The sequence below is a fragment of the Bradyrhizobium sp. CSA112 genome (assembly GCF_029051645.1).
Lineage (GTDB): Bacteria > Pseudomonadota > Alphaproteobacteria > Rhizobiales > Xanthobacteraceae > Bradyrhizobium.
This window is the reverse complement of sequence record NZ_JAACFS010000001.1, coordinates 547,792-568,806: the sequence shown is the minus strand read 5'-3', so window position 1 is coordinate 568,806 and position 21,015 is coordinate 547,792. Positions and strand designations below refer to the sequence as shown.

Genomic DNA, 21,015 nt, shown 5'->3' with positions numbered 1-21,015 from the left:
CCGGCAGGAGGGCGATATGGACGCTGGCTTCGGCAGACACATGGGTGCTCACCGGCACGGCGATCGCCTTTACGGTGCTGACGGCTTTTACGATGACGACGGCGTCTACGACGACGATGGTCTCGACTGTTCGAATTTGGACTACGCTCGCCTGCATCCCGAGTGCAGCTAGGCGGCCGCGGCTACCTTGCTGAAGGAAGTCCGAACGCAAGCGTGTGGATGGATTCGGCGATCGACCCGCCCCGCGATCCTGATGCCGTCGCTGCAGCACGTACCAGCGGACGTCCGCATGTATAAATTCCTTTTTAATGGAATTCTCGCGCGCGCGTGACCATTCTTGTCTTCGCTAGCTGCGCGCAATCTGCGGCGCCTACCATCGGTGCACCCGCCCCGAGAAATGCGTTCCTGTCCTAATCATATACGGTGACCTCTGTTGACCAAGGAGGCTTTTGATGGGTGATCGGCACAAAGCAACCATTGGACGACGCCAGCTGCTGCGCACGGGGATGATCGGTTTTATCGTAACGGCCACCAGCGGTCTGGAGAGCGGCGCTGTCGCCGCCGACACCGAAACCAAGACCGACAAGCTCAAGACCCGCTTTCAGGCACACTCTGCCGAGGTCCAAAACTTCTACCGGGTCAACCGTTACCCGAAGCGTTGAGGGAGGCGTCGATGCTTATAAAGCGGTCAGAGCGTCAGGCGCGCCGAAGGACAGTCGCTTCGATGTTGGCTAAGCAATCATCAGACAGCAACAACCTTGACCGTCGTTCTTTCCTGCGCCGCTCAGGTCTCGCCGCCGGAAGCTTGGCGGCGCTCGGCAGCTTACCGCTCGCTGGTATACGACAAGCGGAAGCCGGCCCCCCGCCGCCGCCAGGTGCAACCGTTACAACCCGGAAGAATGTCTGCACCCATTGCTCGGTAGGTTGCTCAGTCATCGCCGAAGTTGCAAACGGCGTGTGGATCGGCCAGGAGCCGGATTATGACAGCCCGATCAATCGTGGGTCACATTGCTGCAAAGGAGCCGCAGTCCGCGACGACGTGTTGAGTGACCGGCGCTTGCGTTACCCGCAGAAGCTGGTGGACGGCCAATGGAAACGGCTCTCGTGGGATCAGGCCATCGATGAGATCGGCGACAAGCTTCTGGATATCCGCCAGAAGGCCGGCCCGGATTCGGTCTACTGGCTCGGTTCGGCTAAATTTACAAACGAAGCAGCCTACCTCAACCGCAAGTTCGCCGCCTTCTGGGGAACGAACAATTCGGATCACCAGGCGCGCATCTGTCACTCCACCACGGTCACCGGGGTCGCCAATACCTGGGGCTACGGTGCGATGACCAACAGCTACAACGACATCCGTAACTCCAAGACCATCTTGATCATGGGCGGCAATCCCGCCGAGGCGCATCCGGTTTCATTGCAGCACATTCTCGAAGGCAAGGAACTCAACCGCGCAAACCTCATCGTCGTCGACCCGCGGATGACGCGAACCGCGGCGCACGCAACCGAATATGTCCGGGTGCGGCCCGGAGTTCACATCCCGACCATCTATGGGATGCTCTGGCATATTTTCGAGAACGGCTGGGAGGACAAGGAATTCATCCAGCAGCGCGTCTATGGTATCGAGGAAATCCGAAAGGAAGTTGCGAAATGGACGCCTGACGAAGTCGAGCGCGTGACCGGCTTGCCCGAAGCGCAGGTCAAGCATATCGCCGACGTTTTCTCTCACCAGAAGCCTGTAACGCTTATCTGGGCGATGGGCCAGACGCAGTTTGCCACGGGCACGGCAAATGTCCGGGCGAGTTGCATCCTGCTGCTCGCCACCGGCAATGTCGGTCATGCCGGCGGCGGCGCGAATATTTTCCGCGGCCATACCAATGTGCAGGGCGCCACCGATCTCGGTCTCGATGTAACGACGCTGCCTTTGTATTATGGACTTTCTGAAGAGGCGTGGCAGCATTGGTGCCGAGTGTGGGAAGTCGACATTGACTGGATGCGCTCCCGCTTCACCAACAAGACCCTGATGGAGAGTCCGGGGATCCCCAGCACGCGCTGGTTTGACGCCACCTTGTTGCCGAAAGATCAGGTCAGTCAGCCCGACACGTTACAAGCGATGTTCGTGATGGGGCATGGCGTCAATACCATCACCAGGATGCCGGAAGCCGTTCGTGGAATAGAAAAGCTCGACCTGCTGGTCGTGTGTGACCCCTACCCGACGGCGTGGTCCGTGCTCTCGAAACGCAATAACGGCACCTATCTTTTGCCGGCCTGCACCAGCTTCGAGATGGATGGCTCCCGCACGGCATCCAACCGCTCTCTCCAGTGGGGCGAGCAGATTGTGCCGCCCGTCTTCGAATCGAAGAATGACTACGACGTGATGTACATGCTCGCGAAGAAACTGGGTTTCGCCGACAAGATGTTCAAGAACATCAAGGTGGAGAGCGGCGCGGTGTCAGCTGAAGACATTCTGCGCGAGATCAATCGCGGCGGATGGTCGACCGGGTATTGCGGCCAGTCGCCTGAGCGCCTCAAAGCCCACATGAAGAACCAGGCAAGATTCGATCTGGTCACGCTCCGCGCGCCAAAGGACGATCCCGAAGTTGGCGGCGATTATTACGGTTTGCCGTGGCCGTGCTGGGGCACGCCGGAATTCAGGCATCCCGGAACTGCGATTCTCTACAATACCAATCTGCCAGTAAAGGAAGGCGGCGGGACCTTTCGCGCGCGTTTCGGCGTCGAGCGCCTGGTTAAGCGCAAGGTCTTGGAAAACGGGCAGGAAGTCGAAAAGGAAGTGCACGACAATCTGCTCTCCGAAGGGTCCTACTCAGTCGGCTCGGTAATCAAGGATGGTTATCCGGAATTCACGCTCGGCGTTCTCAAGAAACTCGGCTGGGACAAGGACCTCACCGCCTCGGAGAGGGAAATCATCCAGAGGGTGAATGCAACCAGTCCCGATGCGGTTTCCTGGTCGCTCGATCTTTCCGGCGGCATCCAGCGCGTGGCGATCGAGCACGGCTGCAGCCCCTGCGGCAACGGCAAGGCGCGGATGATCGCCTGGAACCTGCCGGACCCGATCCCGGTGCACCGCGAAGTGATCTACACGTCGCGGCCTGACCTTGTCGGCAAGTATCCGACACGTCCGGACGCCCAACAATTTCGGGTACCGAACATCGGTTTCACCGTTCAGAAGTCCGCCGTCGACAGAGGCCTCATCAAACAATTTCCGCTTATTCTGAGTTCGGGCCGGCTGGTCGAATACGAAGGCGGCGGCGAAGAGACGCGCTCCAACAAGTGGCTCGCCGAACTGAAGCAGGACATGTACGTCGAGATCAATCCGGCGGACGCCAGCGAACGCGGCATTGAGGACGGCGGCTGGGTCTGGGTCACCGGAGCCGAGAGCAATTCTAAAACACGGATGAAAGCATGGGTGACCGAGCGTGTAGGCAAAGGTGTCGCCTGGATGCCCTACCACTTTGCTGGCTGGTACGAAGGCGCCGATCTGCGCAGCAAGTATCCGAAGGGCGCAGATCCGATCGTGCTCGGCGAGAGCGTCAACACGCTCACGACCTACGGCTACGATCCAGCGACGGGCATGCAGGAACCCAAGGCAACGCTCTGTCAGATCAGAGCTGCGTGAGGGAGAACGGCCATGGCTCGCGTCAAATTTCTTTGTGATGCCGACCGTTGCATCGAGTGCAACGCCTGCGTGACGGCCTGCAAGAACGAACATGAAGTGCCGTGGGGCATCAATCGCCGCCGCGTCGTCACCATCAATGACGGCAAGCCCGGCGAGCGCTCGGTCTCCATGGCCTGCATGCACTGCACGGACGCGCCGTGCGCCGCAGTCTGCCCGGTGTCGTGCTTCTACACCACCGCCGACGGCGTCGTGCTGCACTCCAAGGACCTCTGCATCGGCTGCGGTTACTGCTTCTACGCCTGTCCGTTCGGCGCCCCGCAATATCCGAAGGTCGGCAACTTCGGTTCGCGCGGCAAGATGGACAAGTGCACCTATTGCGCCGGCGGACCGGAAGCCGACTCCACGCCGGCCGAATACGCCAAATACGGCGCCAACCGTCTGGCCGAGGGCAAGCTGCCGATCTGCGCCGAGATGTGCTCGACCAAGTCGCTGCTGGCCGGCGACGGCGCGATCATCGCCGAGATCTACAAGGAGCGGGTGATGAAGCGCGGTTACGGGTCGGGCGCATGGGGTTGGACCACCGCCTATCACGAGGGAATTGCTGTTTGAGCGGCCCTGCGGGCGCCACCACGGAGAATCACCATGACGATGTGTCCTGCCTACATTCGCTACATCATCATTGCGTTGGCATTCCTGACGATGACCGCGGCAATGCCGGTGTTCGCACAAGAGCTCGGACCGGATGGCGCACCTAATCCCACTGCGAGCGTCGAGAGCGAGTCAAAGCTGCTCCAGCAATTGCCGCGGATCGAGGGGCGAATCGATATCCCAAACCAGAGGGAGCACGTCCTTCAGCAGCCCGCTGGTCGGCTATGGGATCATTTCCACGAAGTCACACTGCATTGGCTCGGCGCGATCGTGATTCTGGGCATGATCGCGGCTCTGGGCGCCGCCTATCTGATCATGGGGCGGATTCGGATTTCGAAGGGCCGTTCCGGGCAGAGGGTGCTTCGCTTCAATTCCTTCGAGCGCTTCTCGCACTGGTTAACCGCCATATCCTTCGTGGTCCTCGGCTTGACAGGACTGAACATCACGTTCGGCAAACTCGTGCTGCTGCCGGTGATCGGCCCCGAGTCGTTCAGCAGCGTGGCGCAATACGCCAAGTACGTGCACAATTACGTTAGCGGCGCATTCGTTATCGGCCTCGCACTCATTGTCGTGCTCTGGATAAGGGACAACCTGCCGCGAAAGGTCGACATCGACTGGATCAAGCAAGGTGGCGGCTTCATCAAATCGAAGCACGCGCCGTCGGGGCGTTTCAATGCCGGCGAGAAGCTGGTGTTCTGGTTTGCCCTTGGCGCCGGAGCGGCCGTCATCGTTTCAGGATACCTGCTGATCTTCCCGTTCTACGGGACAAATATCGCAGGGATGCAGATCGCGCAGGTCGTGCACGCCGTGATCGCGGTTCTGTTCGTCGCGGTTATCATCGCTCATATCTACATCGGCACGCTCGGTATGGAGGGCGCCTTCGAGGCCATGGCGACGGGCGAGGTCGATCTCAACTGGGCGAAGGAGCATCACGACCGCTGGCTCGAGGAGCAGTTGAGCAGGAAGCGCCTCGCCGCTCGATCCGGACAAACAACAGCGGCCCCGGCGGAATAACCATGCTGCTCCCGGATGCTCCGTATGCGCCGCCAGGTACGAATTTTCAAATAAACCATCAGACAAGGATTTTACCAATGAACCGCCAACTCACCCGCAGAGATATGCTTGCAACGGCAGCCGTTGCCGGCGGAATGCTGACCAGCGCATCGGTCGCGATGGCCCAGACGAGCGACCGGATACTCCAGCCAAGCAGAGCGCCCGGAATTGGGGGTAACGATCCCGTTCCTGGCAACCCAATCCGCGAGCGTCAAAACCCGGACATGCTCAATCCACCTGCCACGGATTCCGGCACGACGCCGAATCTCCGCTTCTCTTTTGCCGATGCGCATGTGCGGCAGACCAGCGGCGGCTGGACCCGTCAAGTGACGGCACGGGAACTCAGTGTTTCGAAAGCGATCGCAGGCGTGCAGATGCGACTGAACGCGGGCGCCGTGCGCGAACTGCATTGGCACAAGCAGGCCGAATGGGCCTACATGCTTTATGGGACCGCCCGCATCACGGCTATTGACCCCGAGGGACGAAATTTTGTCGACGACGTCGGCGTCGGCGATCTCTGGTATTTCCCCGGCGGCATTCCGCATTCGATCCAGGGGCTCGGTCCGGACGGGTGTGAATTCCTGCTGGTCTTCGACGATGGCAACTTCGACGAGGACGACACATTCCTATTGAGCGACTGGTTCAAGCACGTGCCTGCCGAAGTATTGAGCAAGAACTTTGGCGCGCCTGCATCGCTGTTCGGACATACGCCTGATCCGAGCGAACTCTATATCTTCAAGGCGCCTGTTCCTGGTCCGCTGGGTCCAGACAGACTGCTAGGTGCGTCGCCCGTGCCGCAAAGCTTCAGCCATCGCATGATGGCTCAGGACCCGATCCGCACGAAAAGCGGAACGGTCCGGATCACCGACTCCAGTGTGTTCCCGGCCTCCAAAGATATCGCAGCAGCTCTGGTAGAAATCGAGCCCGGCGGGCTTCGCGAACTGCACTGGCATCCCAACGCCGATGAATGGCAATACTACATCAGCGGTCAGGCACGCATGGGCGTGTTTGCGGCGTCGGGCCAAGCACGAACATTCGACTTTCAGGCCGGAGACGTCGGTTTCGTTCCCTTCGCCACGGGTCATTACGTGGAGAATACCGGCACCACCACTCTGCGCTTCCTGGAGATGTTCAAGAGCAGTTACTTCGCTGATGTGTCGTTGAACCAGTGGATGGCCTTGACCCCACCGGAGCTTCTGAAGGTGCATCTCAAGCTGGATCAACAGGTCACGATGGCACTGAACAAAACAAAGATCCCGGTCCGGCCGGCATAGCCGACACAATCCCGACAGGCGCACGAAGCCGGCGATGGAGATGAAGCATGAGATCAACCGCGCTCGCGACGATTGCCGTTGGTGTGGTAGTCGAACGACGCAAAGCAAGGAGCCCGTGGCTCGATTTCCTCTGGCGACCGGTTTCGGTTCTGGTTGGGACGCCATCGGCGCCAGCCTGGACGCAGATCCGTGAGGAAGACGACACGATCACATTCTATGTGGGTGAGGCTGCGATCGAATTGCATCGAACCGAGACGGCGAACTATCGGCAGAATCTCTCTTCGGGGATACCCGCGCTGTGGGTCGTTCTGCGACCTCGGCCCGCGCGTTCTGCGAGCCCTGCGTTCGACATCCTTACGGTCACGGCCGACCCCTCGGAGGGGGAGGCAATGACCGATGCCGGCAATGATCTGGTCGCGGCCGTCCCGATGCCGGCCGCGATTATCGATGCAATCGATTGTTTTGTCGCCGAGCATCACGTCGAGCGACCTTTTGGCAAACGGCAACGGGACCGGGGTGATCAGCAGATGCCGCAGCACCGCGGAGAGGACACCGGGAGCGGAAAATGACCGAGCCAGAAAATATCATGTCGCGCTGGTCGCGGATGAAACAGGAAGCCGCCAAGCAGGTCGAGCCCGACGTTCTATCCCCGGAACCCAAACCGGCCGACGCAGAGCCTGGCGACTTGAAAGCAACGGTTGCGACTGCCGCAGCCGGCACGCCCACCTCTCCGAGCTTCGATCCAGCGAGCTTGCCGCCGCTTCAATCGATCACTGCGGGCACCGACATCCGATCGTTTCTTGGATCAGGCGTCCCGGTCGAACTCACAAAGGCCGGGCTGCGCCGCGCCTGGGTCACCGATCCGGCAATCCGCGATTTTATCGGGATCGCTGAGAGCCAATGGGATTTCAACGACCCAGCCGCGATGCCCGGCTTTGGACCGCTGATCGCCGGCAACGATATCCAGGCTCTTGCCGGCCTCGGAGACACCGGGCAAACCAGCGTACTGACGACCGAAGATGTCCGCGTCGAGGCCATCTCAGCCACACGACAAATCGACGAGATCGATCATGCACGGGCGCTGGAGTATTCGCTGCTCGCAGCACTGCTGTCGCACAGTCCCGATCCGCAAACGATCAAGGATTTGGCTGGCCTCAGCGGCGATGCAACGCCGTTGGGCGCCGCTCACGCGACCCTCGCTGCTGCAGCCGCGAGTGAGAGCCCGGAAAGGATCGAGCGCGAGTATTTCGATCTGTTCGTCGGGTTTGGCCGTGGTGAACTTTTCCCCTACGCGTCATATTATCTGACTGGTTATCTCTATGGTCGTCCCCTCGCCCGGGTCCGCGAAACCCTGAAGCAACTTGGTATTGAGAGGACTGAGGGACGATCCGAACCCGAGGATCACGTTGCGGTGCTTTTCGAAGTCATGGCCGGTCTCGCCAGCGGCCGGATCGTTGCACCCGCCGGGACCGAACGTAACACCTTCGAGAACCATCTGAAGCCGTGGATCGCGCGGTTTTTTTCTGACCTCGAGCGCGCCGAGTCCGCGACATTCTATGCTCGCGTCGGAACGCTCGGCCGCACTTTCATGGAAATCGAGACCGAAGCGTTCTCGCTTTCGAATGCAGCCGGTTCGGCAAATGTCGCCGACACACGCGCATAAATCCTTATTTAATCGAACTTCTGCCAAGGCAACGCTATCTAGATCGCAAGCCATCGAACACGGTGGCGCGCTAGATCGGTCGCGCCGCCATGAGCAGGAGTTGAACAATGAGCTGCATTCAATGCGCCGGCAGCGCAGCGTCGGCGCCGAATGATCGAGGATCGCTGCAGCGGTCGCCGCTCGACCTGCTTCCTCTTGAGACTGTGGCTAACCGGCCACTCGGATCGGAATCTTCTGACATCGCTGCATATGGAGCTGACTCGGTCTTGCCGACCAACTTTGTCCCGGGTCATAATCGTGGCTGCTGAGCCAGGGAGGCTCGTGTGGCAAAGCTAGGCATTCCGACGGCAATAGTTCTCGCTGTTGCTGGCGCCCCGTGTGCGGTAGATGCATGGGCGGCCGACATCATTCCCAAGAAGAGCCCGGCGGCTTCGGCGCCCAAGCAGTGCACGGACGCTTGGGACTTTATTTCCACAGACTGCCAGCTGACTTGGCAAGGCATTACGGTCTACGGCACGCTTGACGCGGGCGTCGGCTGGCAGAGCCACGGCGCGCCGTTTGACCCACGATCCGCTGTCGGAGCTTCATACTTAATCCAGAAACAGAACAGGTCGCCGCTTTGGAGTCTTGCGCCCAACGCGTTGAGCAATTCAACCATCGGAATCAAGGGAACCAGGCCGATCGCTGAGGACGTCTCTGTCGTCTTTGCTCTGGACGCGGGCTTCGATCCGTATTCCCTGCGGTTTTCCAACGGACCGGGATCGCTGGCCGCGAACGCCGGCATCCCCCAAAATCAGCAAACCGCCTTCTCCGATTCAAGCCGCGCGGGCCAGTGGTACAATGGCGTAGGTTATGTCGGCGTCAGTTCTCCGACCTACGGCACGCTGACCGTTTTCCGACAGAACTCGCTGACCCTGGACGCGGTCTTGGACTACGATCCGTTCGGCGCCTCTTACGCCTTCTCGCCGATCGGCTTTCAGGGAATAACCTGCGGTGGCGGCAACACCGAAAACTGCAGAAACTCGACGTCCTTGAAATACCGGGTCGACGTCGGCCAGTTCCGGGCAGCGGCGCTGTGGCAGTTCGGTGGCTACGCCCAGAACAATGCCTCCAATGGAGCATACCAGCTACAAGCCGGTGCCGATATCAAAACGGGAGGCAAAGGTGTGTTCTCGGTCGACGCTATTTACAGCCATGTCAGAGATTCCGTATCACTCGGACTTGCACCGGGAAGCAATGATGCCAATGGGGTGCCGATCCCCCCGTTCTTGCCGCAGACGCTGACGGCGACGATCTCCAACAATAGCGCCGTGATGCTTGTGGCCAAATACACCAACGGCCCGCTCAAACTATACGCCGGCTACGAACATATTCGATACATGGCGCCGAGCGATCCGCAGAGCGCGTTTACCGACATCGCGGGAAATTTTCTTTGCCAGGGCTGTGAGGCCTTCAACAACACGAATATTACCAATACGGCCTTCGGCATGAACGGTCTCGGCAACAAGACTTTGCAAGTCATGTGGATCGGGACCAAATACGCGGTTACCGAAAATCTGGATGTGATCGCCGCTTATTACCACTATATCCAAAACTCCTTCTTCGGCACCGCCGCCGGCGGACGCGCCCCGTGCTTCGGCACCGAACATGCGCAATGCGCCGGGACATTCGACGGGATTTCTGCCGCTATCGATTGGCGGTTTGCACCAAAGTGGGATCTCTATTCCGGGGTCATGTTCACTCAAGTGAACGGCGGACTGGCGTCGGGCTTTCTTCGGCGCAACAATATCGCTCCCACGGTCGGGCTACGGTTCCGCTTCTGAAAAGCGGGATACCGATCGGTGGGCTGTAGTTCGGACGGCGGCGCTCACCCAAAATACTCAGCGAACCAAGCATGACGGCCAAGAAGGCTTGTGCCGATCCGGGCCGCAGCGGGATTGACGGTGAACCAAGAACGGGACCGACAGCACCCGCAGTGGCGGCTGGAGCAAGTATGAGTCGGCGGTTGGCAAATTTTTTTGCGAGGTGCCGCCGAACGTGGCACTCGTTTCCGGCATGACGGTGACGGTCCGCAGCGACCAATCACCGAAGCCGCGGCAACAGCGGCGGCGTCGCTCAATGCCAACTTCATCTTGGTCTCCTTGGATGATGTAGGCGGGCGCAGGCTCCATCGGAATGGAGTTGTTATTCGCCAGTAACTTCTGTTTGAGAAAGCTTCGGGCGTACGTTTTGCACGTTGATCTCATTCAAACGATTTAACGATCTCGAGGGTCACGCCAGCGTCGGCGCCTATGAGCATGCAATCTCAACGACGCACCCGGCCCCTGGATGGATCGTGAATCGAAAACCGTGCAACTTAACAATGGCCGCTACCAGGTTAAGGCCAAGACCCAAGCCCGACGTATGTCTTACTTTATCCGACCGGTAGAAACGTCTTAGGACCGCGTCACGCTCGTGTTCGCTTATGCCGGAACCGGTATCGCTCACGCGCACAATATCCTGGCCGTTGCAGCGAAATATTCCAATCTCCACCTGCCCGCCGACCGGTGTAAATTTGATGGCGTTGTCGACGAGGTTGGCGACCGCCTCGATCAGCAAGTCCCGGTCACCCTGCACGTTCAGTTCGTGCAGCGAGTGGATCACGAGAGCAATTCCTTTGTCTTCCGCTATCGGTTGGTACATATCCGCCACTTCGCGTATCAGATCCGCAAACGCGACGTTGCCAAATCCTGATAATCGCTGGCTTCTCTCGATTTCTGCAAGCCGCAAAATAGCGGTGACTATCGAAAGCCCCTGATCGAGTGCCTCTATGGTTTTGTCTGCAACCGCCTGCAGTTGCTCGAGCGTCTGGGCGCCCGTGCGCCCGCGCTCAAGCATCAGCCGCGCCCGAGTGAGTGGTGTACGCAAATCATGCGCTATGTCATTGCCGATGCCTGCGAGGGATTGGATAAGGGCTTCCATCTCGTCGAGCATGCCGTTGACTACTATGGCAAGTCTGGAGAAGGGATCGTCGGTCTTGCGATGAGGGAGTCGTTCACGCAGGTTGCCGGCAACGATGCGCTCGACCCGCTCGTTGACCTCAACGATACGACGCCGGGCGCGAGCGTTCAGCGCCACACCGACGGCAAGGCAAAGAAGCACGGCGGGAAGCAGACCAAGCGCGATCGCTATACCCTCCACGAGGGCGATCTCCCCGACTTCATCGACGTTTCGCCCGATCACCAGTACGTCGCCGTTCGGCAAGTTTCGCGCGATCAGGCGGACGGCCTGTTTCTCCCGGCCAGCTTCGTCGACCCTGTCGACGATGACGCCTTGTACTTCATCATCGATCTTCAGGATAGGCGGCAGCGCGTCGAGGTTGCCCGCCAACCTGCGGCGGTCTGAATCAAACAATCCTGCGAGCCGAACGCGGCCCGGATCCTGCTTCAGAAGCTCATCAATCGCCTCCAATCTCCGCGCGGGCGACAAGTCCGCAAAAAGGCTCAGTTGCGAGGCAATCATACGATCCGATCGCGTCGTCAGATCATGCTTTGTTTTCAGGTAGACGAACCCGAGCATCGCAATCGTAAGAGTGGTGAATATGGCGGCCACCAGCACGGCCCACCGCAGCGTGGTCGAGCGCGCGAAGTCAGGCAATCGCATAAGATTCGTCCCCCGAGAGACCACAGCGGCATTCCGGTTTTCTGCTTGCCTTGGGGAGTACCTGCGAGGCTTGGAATGAAGCGCCCACGTTCCATCAATATGACTGGCTTGCATTCGTCGGTAACTGACGTCGTTCAGCGAGTTGCCATTTTCTCGACCTTGCGGGCGGCGTTTGTAATCACGGACGCCCCCTCTTTCGGATGAGACTCGAACAAGGAGTGGCTGGCACCCTTGATCGCGGCCCTCGCGGCTCGGCACCGGCCGGGGCCAATGTCGAGGCAAGAGAAAGAGCGGCCGCAAAGGTCAAGTAGGCTTTGGTGTATTTCATGGGAGATTACTCCAGGTTAGGTTTTGCAACCCTAAGCCCCGGAGGAACTTGCGTATTCCTTCGATCATGTGCGTTTTCAACTTCGCACGCCGTCGAGAGATCAGCGACACGAGCCCCCTGTTGCCTCGCGGTCGACCGTCTTCGACAAGTTGCGAGGTTCCGGCCGTGCATTCGTGGAAGACGGCGGACATTGGCTCTGCCACTCAGCGGTCCACGCCAAACTCGGCCGCACGTCAGCGTTGCAGGATCAGCCCATGAACTAAGTTCTGAGACTCCAAGTCGCGATGCTCGCGCTTATCGGCGCAGCATCGCCTGCTTCCGCAAGCCCCTGCACGCATTTGGTTGCTCGCGTACAGGTTCAGGTTGACGCGGCGGTCGAAAGACGGGCGGGCTTTGATTCTTGGAAACCGGAAAGCCTCGATGCGTTGCGTGGTCATCAGCCGACTCCCCGTTCGATCGCGGCAGCCGAGACTGGCGCCGCTTGCCGGGCATCGCTGCGCCTGTTTCAAAGCTTGCCAATCCAGGGCCCTTGACTGGATCCCGTCCGCCAAGGTCATCGCTTGAGGAGCAGCTCATGGAGAAGGCCGCATCGTTGCCGATACGACCTCTTCCATCTGTCGCTGCCGGTCCCGGCCGCCAGCATTGATGCTGCATGCCAGTTACTGGCAGACGTGCCGTCGACCGTCATGTCCAAGGAACGTCCCGGAAGCCGGATCGAACGAACGGTACCGCTCGCACGATGAGCCGTTCGCGCTACTGTTCATGAGCGGGCCACCGCTTTCGAATATCTCCGGTGTCAGAGCGTTCGGGCCCGCCGCCGGCGTGGGGCGGCCGCCGTTGAGGACGTCATTGTTGGGGTAGTAGAACGCGAAGGCACCCGGCTCCTGGATCGCGGCCTGCGCGAATACCGGTGTTGCGAACGCCAGCGACAGAAGGGCTGCCGCGCTAAATATCCTGAATTTGGTCATGACCTGTCTTCTCCGTGAATGTGGGCGAACTTCTGAATTCTCGCCTTCGCCCTGAATGTTCAGATGCGTCATCACGGAGGTAGGCCGAAGCTCGACCAGTCCCACTAAATTCGGCTTCAGCAAGCTAAAACGATTTTTACATGATCGCTTGCACTTCGATTTGCGAGAACGCTGATCCCGGGCTGCATTAAGCTCGAATTTAGTGGTGCGCACGGACGGACAGACCTATGTCTCATTCAGGGCTCTCAAGAAGTAGGAGTTTCGTCCATGTCCAGAACCTCGACCAAGATCATTGGTGCACTGCTCGTGCTGTTGGTGGCGCCTGCGGCTGCGTATGCGAGAATGGCGGGTGAAGCGGGCATGGGAAACATACCCATCAGTGGAATCCCTCCGGGGCCCGCAAATCTCGGTGGAATGAACAATGTGTTTGCCGATCCAAGCGGCATCGCCAACGCTTCAAGGATGGCTCCGCTGCCGCCGCCGCGCATAACCATCCCGACAATTCCGCAGTTCAAGTGACAGAAGCAACCGCGCTACGTCCCAACAAAGCCCTGGCCTGGTCGGGGCTTTGCTGCGCTCCTTGTCTGGCGCGAACGCACCCGGTATCCAATTCGGATGACTGAACGCGAATTTAGTCGAGAGCATGAGTAAGCATCCCCATCTCGCACCTATCGCGACGTTGGCGGTTGGCCCTACTCGTACATGCCAGCGTCTGACCAGGCTCTGCAACGGAAAGCCCGCCGATCCCAAGGAGAATGTCATGAGAGGACGAGTAATGATGATTTTGGCAAGCGCGGTACTGGCCGGCAGCCTTCTCGCCACCGGTGCACAAGCACGCGGCGGCGGTGGCGGCCATATGGGCGGCGGCTTCGGCGGGGGCCACATGGATGGCGGCTTCGGTGGCGGTCACATGGGCGGCAGCTGGCGAATGCGCGGATGACGCGAGTATCCCGTCCTGTCGGAAGCATCCGAACGACCGACACGTCATGGACGATATCATTCGTCCTGAGTTCGGACGGAAGCTGCTCCATGTTGCCTGGTTATCCTACGGCCGTCCGCACCCAACAAACCGGCGTGCTTTACCCCGACGAAAACGGCGAGTACGCCCACCACCGCCAGGGTCCACTGAAAAGTACTCGAACGTATGAATTTCGGTTGCCCGCATTAGATCTCGCCACCCGGATATCCCGCTAGACGTCAACGACGGCACATTGCTCCCGGCCATTAGACGCTTATGGTCCAGTGCGAAGAATAAAGCCGGCGCCGCGGACATTGTGGATCATAGGGACGTCGCCAGGCCCGTCCACCTTATGGCGCAAGCGGCCCATATGCACGTCGACAAGATTGGTCGCTGGAACGAACTTGTAATTCCAGACTTCCTCCAGAAGCATGGCGCGTGTCAGAAGCTGGTCGCTACGTTGCATCATATATTCGAGCAGACGAAACTCGCGCGGCAACAAATCGATGACGCGATCACCGCGTTTGGCGGTGCGTTCGATCAGGTCGAGCTCGAGCGGCCCTGCCCGCAGTGTCGTTTCGCGCGATTCCGCCGGACGGCGTAGCAACGCCTCCAGCCTCGCTACAAGTTCGACGATCGCAAAGGGTTTGGTGAGATAATCATCGCCACCCATCCGCAGTCCACGCACGCGGTCGTCCACAGCGCCGAGCGCGCTCAGCACGAGCACCGGGGAACGCACCTGGTCCTTCCGCAGCGCCTCGATCACCGTAAGTCCATCCATTCCGGGCAACAGTCGATCGACGATCATGGCGTCCGGCCGCGACGATCGCGCCTTGTCGAGGCCATCAATGCCGTTAGCCGACCATTCGACTTCAAAACCGCGGTCGGCCAGCTCGGCGGTGATTTCCTCGGCCGTCTCGCTATCATCCTCGATCAACAGCACTTTTGTCATCAATCGATTCCCAATTGCAGCGAAAGCTTTCGCAGATCCCAAAGTTTCGGCCGCCACGACCGCACGCTTGCCGAGACCAGTGCCATGTCAACGACCTGCAAATGCCATAGGTTTCTCCTCAAGAGAGCCGGACAACGCCGCCACGCCTCATTCGTGGCAAAAGGCGTGGCGTGCGTCGCCCGGTCGGCGGCCATCTGCCCACCGCTTGAGGGGACAATCGCGGTGGGGCCGCTGTTAGTGAATCTAGGTCGGGTTGATCGGGTTTACCATTAAACTGGGTTTTAGAGTTCGGTACTGTCGCGTGGCGCGCGGGCGTCAGGACTTCCGTGATTTCCCTGGCCGGCTCTGCGGCTTACTGCCTTCGGCCATCGTCGGCCGATGCGCGAAGGCTAATTGCCCTCTCAGCAGCCTGACGGCCACGAAGACGATACGCCCGGCGTGGCGGCGGCACCCGTGGCATTGGCCGGGGCCATCGTGGCAGGTGTCATCAAATTCATCGTCGTGCTCTCGGCGCAGACCGACGTGTTCGGCGTCGGCACCACCGCCGTCGTCGGATCGAGGCTGGTGGTGGCAAGCGGCGTCATGTCGGGCTGGATCGTACCGGGCGGCGGACTTGCCGTAATTTCCGGCGTCGAGAGGGGCAAGGCGGCACCGTTGGTCGGGGGACCTCCCGGCGAAGAGCTGCATAGGATGGTCGACGAGCTGCCTAGCGGCGGCACCGGCGATATCGTTCCGGTCGTGCTGGCGACGAGGGACGTGGGAATGGTTCCCAAGGCGCTGGATGACGTCGTCGCCGCCGACGGCGTCATCGCATTTGTGCCCCGCGCCATGGCTGTGGAAACCGTGCCTGAAGCCCTCGATAGAATCGGTACCGGCGGAGCGACGATGGAAGGCTGAGGCAGAGCCGGCACCGTGGGCGGCTGCGGCGCCGGTATTGTCGAGCCGAAAATATCCGTCATGAACGACGTAGCCGGTTGTGCGGACAACGGCAGCAATGGCGCAAGACCGTCAGCCGTTGTGGATGCGGAAGGCTCCGCTGGTATCGTCGGCACCGATAGCAGCGATCCGGTTACGCCGCCGGTTGTCGGCATCGATGTAACCGGCACCGCCGGGGTCCCGGGCGCGATCTGACCTATTGGTATGGCGCAGGCCACGACCGTCCCGGGCGTTGTGGGGTCGGATGCCAACGGCACCGGCGCCAGCGTCGTGCCGGGAGTGCCCGGCTGTGTGACCGCCGAGAACGGGCCGGGGCCATTGAGTGGAGAAATAAGGATAGTCCCCGGCGTCGTTGCAAGACCCATGGCCGTGGTGCCCATGGTGGAGACCTGTGCGAAGCCGGCGTTGCAGCCCAACAGCAAAATGCCCGCCGTGAACAGCAAGCATCGCGTCTGCTTCCCCGGCATCATTCTAGCCTGTCTTCGTTTCATGGCGCACCGCGACCTTGCTGCCTTCCGTTAGATTCACCATCGGATTGAGAACGACTTGATCACCCGGATTTACGCCATCGTGCACCTCGACTGCCGTACCGAAGTCGCGCGCGATCGTGATCTTCTGCAAATGCACGGCACCATTGCGGACCACGGCGACATGCAGGCCATTTTGATCGAATACGACAGCGTCGGCCGGTATGATCATCGCCGGCGTCTTGCGCGGGATGAACAGCTCGACGGTGCAGTAGATTCCAGGACTCAGCGCGCTGTCCGGATTGGGAACATCGATCTCGGTCAGAAGCGTCCGGCTTCCGGGCTGCAACGCGTCCGCGATCCGCGTCACTTTGCCCGGAAAATTGCGATCCGGAATCTCGGGAACACGAACCACCGCGTCAACGCCGGGTCCAAGCCCAAACGCCTCATCCTGCGGCACGAACACCTGGGTGCGGATAACGTTGGAATGCATCAACGTGAACATGAAGGTCGACCCAGATGTCACCAGGCTGCCGTTGTCGATATTGCGCTGTGTGATAACGCCGTCGAACGGCGCCACGACGCGCTGATAGGCCTTCTCCTGCTCGAGTATTCGAATTTGGGCTTCCTGGGCTGCAATATTCGCCTGAGCCACTTCAACCGCAGCCTTCTGTGCCTCCAGGGTGAGACGGTCGTTGTCGCCTTGCTGAAGCGTGAGCCATCCCTGCTTGACCAGGTTGCTGTCGCGCGCATTGGTGACCTGGGCCAGATCGCGGCTTGCTTGTGTCTGCTGCAATGTGGCCCGGTTCTGAGCCAGTGTCGCCTTGGCTTGGGTAATCTGATGGTCGAGTTCAGGAGCGACAATGCTGGCCAGCAGGTCTCCCGCCTTGACGTGATCGCCGATATCGACATAGCGCTTTTCGATGTAGCCGCTGGTGCGCGCGAAAATATTCGCGGCCTCAAACGCCGTTGTGGTCGCCGGCAATGTGACGGTGGTCGTGCTACCGGCGGCACGCACTGCGGCGACGCGAACGTTCGGGACAAACGCCGTGCTCTGTTGCGAAGTGGCCGCCACCCCGAGGTCGGCCTCGTGGTGGCGCCAGGCGCCCTCTGCAAGGCCGCCCACGAGCAGTAACAGCGCCGTTCCGCCGAGTAGCGCCGCTCCGTAACGACGACCTCGCTTCCGCGGTAGCGCCACACGATCGGACCCGGCATCGAGCCGATCCTCGACATTCTCATTCCTAGGCTCATTTTCGGGTCGGACACCAATGTCGGTCATGCCGGTACTTCCTCAAATACGCCATGGTGGGGTTTTCCGTCGTTGCCCTTGCGCAGCATGGCGAACAGGTAGGGCACGATCAGCAGCGTTGTCGGGGTTGCAAACAGCAGTCCGCCGATGACGGCGCGTGCGAGCGCAGCATTCTGTTCCTCGCCTGCGCCGCCGATCGCCATCGGGATCATGCCGACGATCATCGCTGCCGCCGTCATCAGCACCGGACGGATCCGGGTGTAGCCGGCGCTCAGCGCGGCCTCCAGGGCCGAGTGCCCTTTCAGTTGTTGCTCGCGCGCGAACGTCACGAGCAGGATGGAGTTCGCCGAAGCGACACCAACCGCCATGATGGCTCCCATCAACGACGGAACGTTCAGCGTGGTCCCGGTGATGAACAGCATCGTGACGATGCCGCACAGTGTCGCCGGCAGCGCCAGGATCACGACGAATGGATCGCCGAAGTTCTGATAGTTCACCACCATCAGCAGATAGACGAAGACCGCGGCGAACAGCAGCCCGATACCCAGGTTTCGGAACGAGTCGTTCATGCTCTGGATCTGTCCGACCACCTGAATCGAGTTGCCGGGTTTGAGCTGCTTCTGCAACTCGGCCGTGACCTTGTTGATGTCGGCCGCGACGCTGCCGAGATCGCGGCCTTGCACGCTGGCGTACACGTCAAAGACAGGCTGGATGTTGCTCTGGTTCGTGTTGGTCGCGACTTTATCGCGCTTGAACGTCGCGACATTGCTGAGCATGCCCGGGATCGTCTGGCCGCTCACCGCCAGCAAGGTGGAGACCGGTGTATTCTGCAGCGCATTCAGCGAGTTGACTTTGTACTCCGGCGTCTGCACGGCCAGATAATACGGGATCCCAGACTTCGGATCGGTCCAGAAATTGGGCGATACCTGCGCGGACGAGCTCAGGCTGACATTGATGTTGGTCGCGATCGTGCTGGCATTGAGGCCAAGCTGCGCGGCACGGGTCCGGTCGATCTGGGCGTAGAAGGCCGGCGCATCGACTTCCTGCTGCAGATGCGCGTCCACGATGCCGGGAATCGCGGCCAGGCGCTGACGGAGTTGCTTTGCGACCGCAAGGTTTCCCGGATCAACGCCCACGGTTCGGACATCGATCTGCGCCGGCAGTCCGAAGTTCAAGATCTGCGTGACGATATCGGCCGCCTGGAAATAGAAGACATCCTCCGGGAATGCGGCGGGCAGCACCTGGCGCAATTTCTTGACATAGTCTGCCGTCGGCTTGTGACCCTCCTTGAGCGCCACCTGGATCACGCCATCGTTGACTCCGATCGTCGACCCGTCAGCAAATGCCAGATTGTAGGACCGAGCGGGTAATCCGATATTGTCGACAATCAAAGAGCGGTCCTTTTCGGGAATGACTTCCCGGATCTTGTCCTCGACCGCCTGGAAGATCGCCTCCGTGGCTTCGATGCGCGTTCCCGCAGGCGCGCGAACGTGAAGCTGGATCTGCCCGCCGTCGATCAGCGGGAAAAAGTCGCGCCCGACAAACGTGGCCATCACCGCGCCAAGGCCGAGTATCAACACGGCGACGAAGGGAATGATGGCCTTCCGCCGAAGCAGCGTCGTCAGGAGATTCGAGTATCCATCGCGCAGCCGCTCGAAGCTGCGATTGAATGCGGCGGAGAGCCGCGAGAACAGACCTGCAGGCGTCCCTTTGTCTGTGTGACGGCGTTCGCCCTTGAGCAGCAAGCCGATCGTGATCGGCGTCAGCGTCCGCGACAATCCGTAGGAAGCCAGCATCGCGAACACGACGGCCAGTCCCAGCGGCGTGAACAGGTACTTGGCTGGCCCATCGAGGAACAGGACCGATGTGAAGACGCAGCTGATGGCAAGCGTCGACACCAGCGTGGGCCCCGCGATTTCGGCGGCGCCATGCAACGTCGCCTCGGAGAGCGGCATACCCTCTTCGGTCCACAGCCGGTGGGTATTCTCGATCGTCACCGTCGAATCATCGACCAGTATGCCGACCGCCAAAGCAAGGCCGCCGAGCGTCATCGTGTTCAGCGTTTCGCCGAGGAAATACAGCACGGTGAGCGATGACAGGATCGCCAGCGGGATTGAAATCATAACGACCAGCGTTGATCGCCAGGAGCCAAGAAAGATCAGAATCATCAGTGCCGTGAGGCCAGCCGCGATCGCGCCTTCGCGCAATACGCCATTGACGGAGTTTGTCACGAACACCGACTGATCGAACAACTCGTTGACCTTGAGTCCCGCCGGCGCGGCCGCCCGGATGGCCGTCAGCGCATGCTTCACGCTGTTGACGACCGCGAGCGTAGAAGCATTGCCGTTCTTGATTACGCTGAGCATAACCGATCGGCGGCCGTCTTGACGCACGATATTCTGCTGCACCAGCGAGCCGTCGCGGACCTGAGCCACGTCCTTCAAAAAGACGGTGGCGCCGTTGACGAACTTGACCGGCATCATGTTGAGATCGTCGATCGACGCCGGGGTCGCGTTGGTTCGCACCGTGTATTGCGTGTCTCCGATCTTCGCAGTTCCCGACGGCAGCGTCAGGTTCTGCGTATTGACCGCATTCACGATGTCGAGCGGCGTCAATCCCCGGGACAGAAGCTTGTCCGGGTCGATATCCACCATGATCTGACGATATTTGCCGCCGGCCGGCGTCGGCAGCGTGACGCCGGCAACCGGCGCCAATTCCTGCCGGACCCGATAGATACCGAAATCATAGAGCTGCTGCTCATTCAGGCTCTCCGAATTGAGGCTGAGCTGCAGCACAGGAACGCTCGACGCATTGAACTGCACGACGACGGGCGGCTGAATGCCGGGTGGCATCAGGGCGCGAATGGAATTGGTGGCCGAGACGATCTGCGCGATGGCGAGGTCGAGGTTGACGTCTGGCTGGAAGTAGATCTTCTGGATCGACAGACCGTTGAGGGTCTGCGCTTCCATGCTCTTGATGCCGTTGACGTTCGCGCTGATGGAATATTGGCTGTAGGTGGTGACGCGCTGCTCCATTTCCGGCGTCGTGAGGCCGGTGTATTGCCAGATCACGGTGACCACCGGGATGCGGATTTCCGGAAATATGTCGGTCGGCATCGACCAAATGGCGGCGACACCGAGAAACAGGATCAGGGCTGCCACCACGTAGAAGGTGTGCGGAAACCTTAGCGCAAATCGAACGATCCCCATCGTCTGTCCTTACTGCGTTCCGCGCCGACGGCGT

Annotated in this window: 19 protein-coding genes; 13 read left to right on the top strand and 6 right to left on the bottom strand. The window is 60.2% G+C overall.

Annotated elements, in window-relative coordinates; translation table 11 throughout:
- Positions 1-16: 16 nt before the first annotated feature.
- The 9 genes from GWE18_RS02835 to GWE18_RS02795 all read left to right on the top strand — a co-directional run bounded on the left by GWE18_RS02835 (position 17) and on the right by GWE18_RS02795 (position 10,095).
- A complete protein-coding gene (locus GWE18_RS02835) occupies positions 17-172 on the top strand; it encodes a hypothetical protein (RefSeq protein WP_275184270.1) in 156 nt (51 codons plus the stop codon).
- 280 nt (positions 173-452) lie between these two features.
- A complete protein-coding gene (locus GWE18_RS02830; protein ID WP_275184269.1) occupies positions 453-662 on the top strand; it encodes a formate dehydrogenase in 210 nt (69 codons plus the stop codon).
- 11 nt (positions 663-673) lie between these two features.
- Positions 674-3,634: a formate dehydrogenase subunit alpha gene (locus tag GWE18_RS02825; RefSeq protein ID WP_275184268.1), complete on the top strand. Its 2,961-nt coding sequence runs from the start codon at positions 674-676 to the stop codon at positions 3,632-3,634.
- Between the two features lie 12 nt (positions 3,635-3,646).
- Entirely contained in the window at positions 3,647-4,243 is a 597-nt protein-coding gene (gene fdh3B, locus GWE18_RS02820) for a formate dehydrogenase FDH3 subunit beta (protein WP_275184267.1), read from the top strand.
- A 33-nt stretch (positions 4,244-4,276) separates the two neighbouring features.
- Positions 4,277-5,296, top strand: a complete 1,020-nt coding sequence (locus GWE18_RS02815) for a formate dehydrogenase subunit gamma (RefSeq protein WP_275184266.1) — start codon at positions 4,277-4,279, stop codon at positions 5,294-5,296.
- Positions 5,297-5,373: 77 nt separating this feature from the next.
- Positions 5,374-6,609 (top strand): cupin domain-containing protein, encoded by a 1,236-nt coding sequence (locus GWE18_RS02810; protein ID WP_275184265.1) that lies wholly within the window; start codon positions 5,374-5,376, stop codon positions 6,607-6,609.
- A gap of 47 nt (positions 6,610-6,656) precedes the next feature.
- Positions 6,657-7,178, top strand: coding sequence for a DUF3305 domain-containing protein (locus GWE18_RS02805; protein ID WP_275184264.1), 522 nt, complete (start codon positions 6,657-6,659; stop codon positions 7,176-7,178).
- A complete protein-coding gene (locus GWE18_RS02800; protein ID WP_275184263.1) occupies positions 7,175-8,272 on the top strand; it encodes a DUF3306 domain-containing protein in 1,098 nt (365 codons plus the stop codon). The genes GWE18_RS02805 and GWE18_RS02800 overlap by 4 nt, the downstream gene beginning before the upstream one ends.
- Before the next feature lie 323 nt (positions 8,273-8,595).
- Positions 8,596-10,095: a porin gene (locus tag GWE18_RS02795; protein WP_275184262.1), complete on the top strand. Its 1,500-nt coding sequence runs from the start codon at positions 8,596-8,598 to the stop codon at positions 10,093-10,095.
- Between the two features lie 466 nt (positions 10,096-10,561).
- Here GWE18_RS02795 and GWE18_RS02790 read toward each other — a convergent pair whose 3' ends face one another.
- From GWE18_RS02790 to GWE18_RS02780, 3 genes are all read right to left on the bottom strand, one after another.
- Complete coding sequence (locus GWE18_RS02790) at positions 10,562-11,914, bottom strand: ATP-binding protein (protein ID WP_275184261.1); 1,353 nt, start codon at positions 11,912-11,914, stop codon at positions 10,562-10,564.
- Between the two features lie 561 nt (positions 11,915-12,475).
- Positions 12,476-12,679 (bottom strand): hypothetical protein, encoded by a 204-nt coding sequence (locus GWE18_RS02785; RefSeq protein ID WP_275184260.1) that lies wholly within the window; start codon positions 12,677-12,679, stop codon positions 12,476-12,478.
- A 222-nt stretch (positions 12,680-12,901) separates the two neighbouring features.
- On the bottom strand, positions 12,902-13,210 hold the full coding sequence (locus GWE18_RS02780; RefSeq protein ID WP_275184259.1) for a BA14K family protein: 309 nt from the start codon (positions 13,208-13,210) through the stop codon (positions 12,902-12,904).
- A gap of 267 nt (positions 13,211-13,477) precedes the next feature.
- Here GWE18_RS02780 and GWE18_RS02775 point away from each other — a divergent pair, with 267 nt between their 5' ends.
- Both GWE18_RS02775 and GWE18_RS02770 read left to right on the top strand, forming a co-directional pair.
- On the top strand, positions 13,478-13,729 hold the full coding sequence (locus GWE18_RS02775; protein WP_275184258.1) for a hypothetical protein: 252 nt from the start codon (positions 13,478-13,480) through the stop codon (positions 13,727-13,729).
- A 241-nt stretch (positions 13,730-13,970) separates the two neighbouring features.
- Complete coding sequence (locus GWE18_RS02770; protein ID WP_275184257.1) at positions 13,971-14,150, top strand: hypothetical protein; 180 nt, start codon at positions 13,971-13,973, stop codon at positions 14,148-14,150.
- A 292-nt stretch (positions 14,151-14,442) separates the two neighbouring features.
- On the opposite strand, the gene GWE18_RS02765 is transcribed toward GWE18_RS02770, so the two are convergent.
- A complete protein-coding gene (locus GWE18_RS02765; RefSeq protein ID WP_275184256.1) occupies positions 14,443-15,120 on the bottom strand; it encodes a response regulator transcription factor in 678 nt (225 codons plus the stop codon).
- A gap of 393 nt (positions 15,121-15,513) precedes the next feature.
- Between GWE18_RS02765 and GWE18_RS02760 the strand changes: the two genes are divergently transcribed.
- Both GWE18_RS02760 and GWE18_RS02755 read left to right on the top strand, forming a co-directional pair.
- The gene (locus tag GWE18_RS02760; protein ID WP_275184255.1) at positions 15,514-16,017 is read left to right on the top strand and encodes a hypothetical protein; all 504 of its coding nucleotides are present in this window, start codon (positions 15,514-15,516) and stop codon (positions 16,015-16,017) included.
- A 60-nt stretch (positions 16,018-16,077) separates the two neighbouring features.
- Positions 16,078-16,251, top strand: a complete 174-nt coding sequence (locus GWE18_RS02755) for a hypothetical protein (RefSeq protein WP_275184254.1) — start codon at positions 16,078-16,080, stop codon at positions 16,249-16,251.
- Positions 16,252-16,527: 276 nt separating this feature from the next.
- On the opposite strand, the gene GWE18_RS02750 is transcribed toward GWE18_RS02755, so the two are convergent.
- Together GWE18_RS02750 and GWE18_RS02745 are read right to left on the bottom strand one after the other, a co-directional pair.
- The gene (locus GWE18_RS02750) at positions 16,528-17,802 is read right to left on the bottom strand and encodes an efflux RND transporter periplasmic adaptor subunit (RefSeq protein WP_275184253.1); all 1,275 of its coding nucleotides are present in this window, start codon (positions 17,800-17,802) and stop codon (positions 16,528-16,530) included.
- Positions 17,799-20,981, bottom strand: a complete 3,183-nt coding sequence (locus tag GWE18_RS02745) for an efflux RND transporter permease subunit (RefSeq protein ID WP_275184252.1) — start codon at positions 20,979-20,981, stop codon at positions 17,799-17,801. Before GWE18_RS02745 ends, GWE18_RS02750 begins: the two co-directional genes overlap by 4 nt.
- Positions 20,982-21,015: the final 34 nt, after the last annotated feature.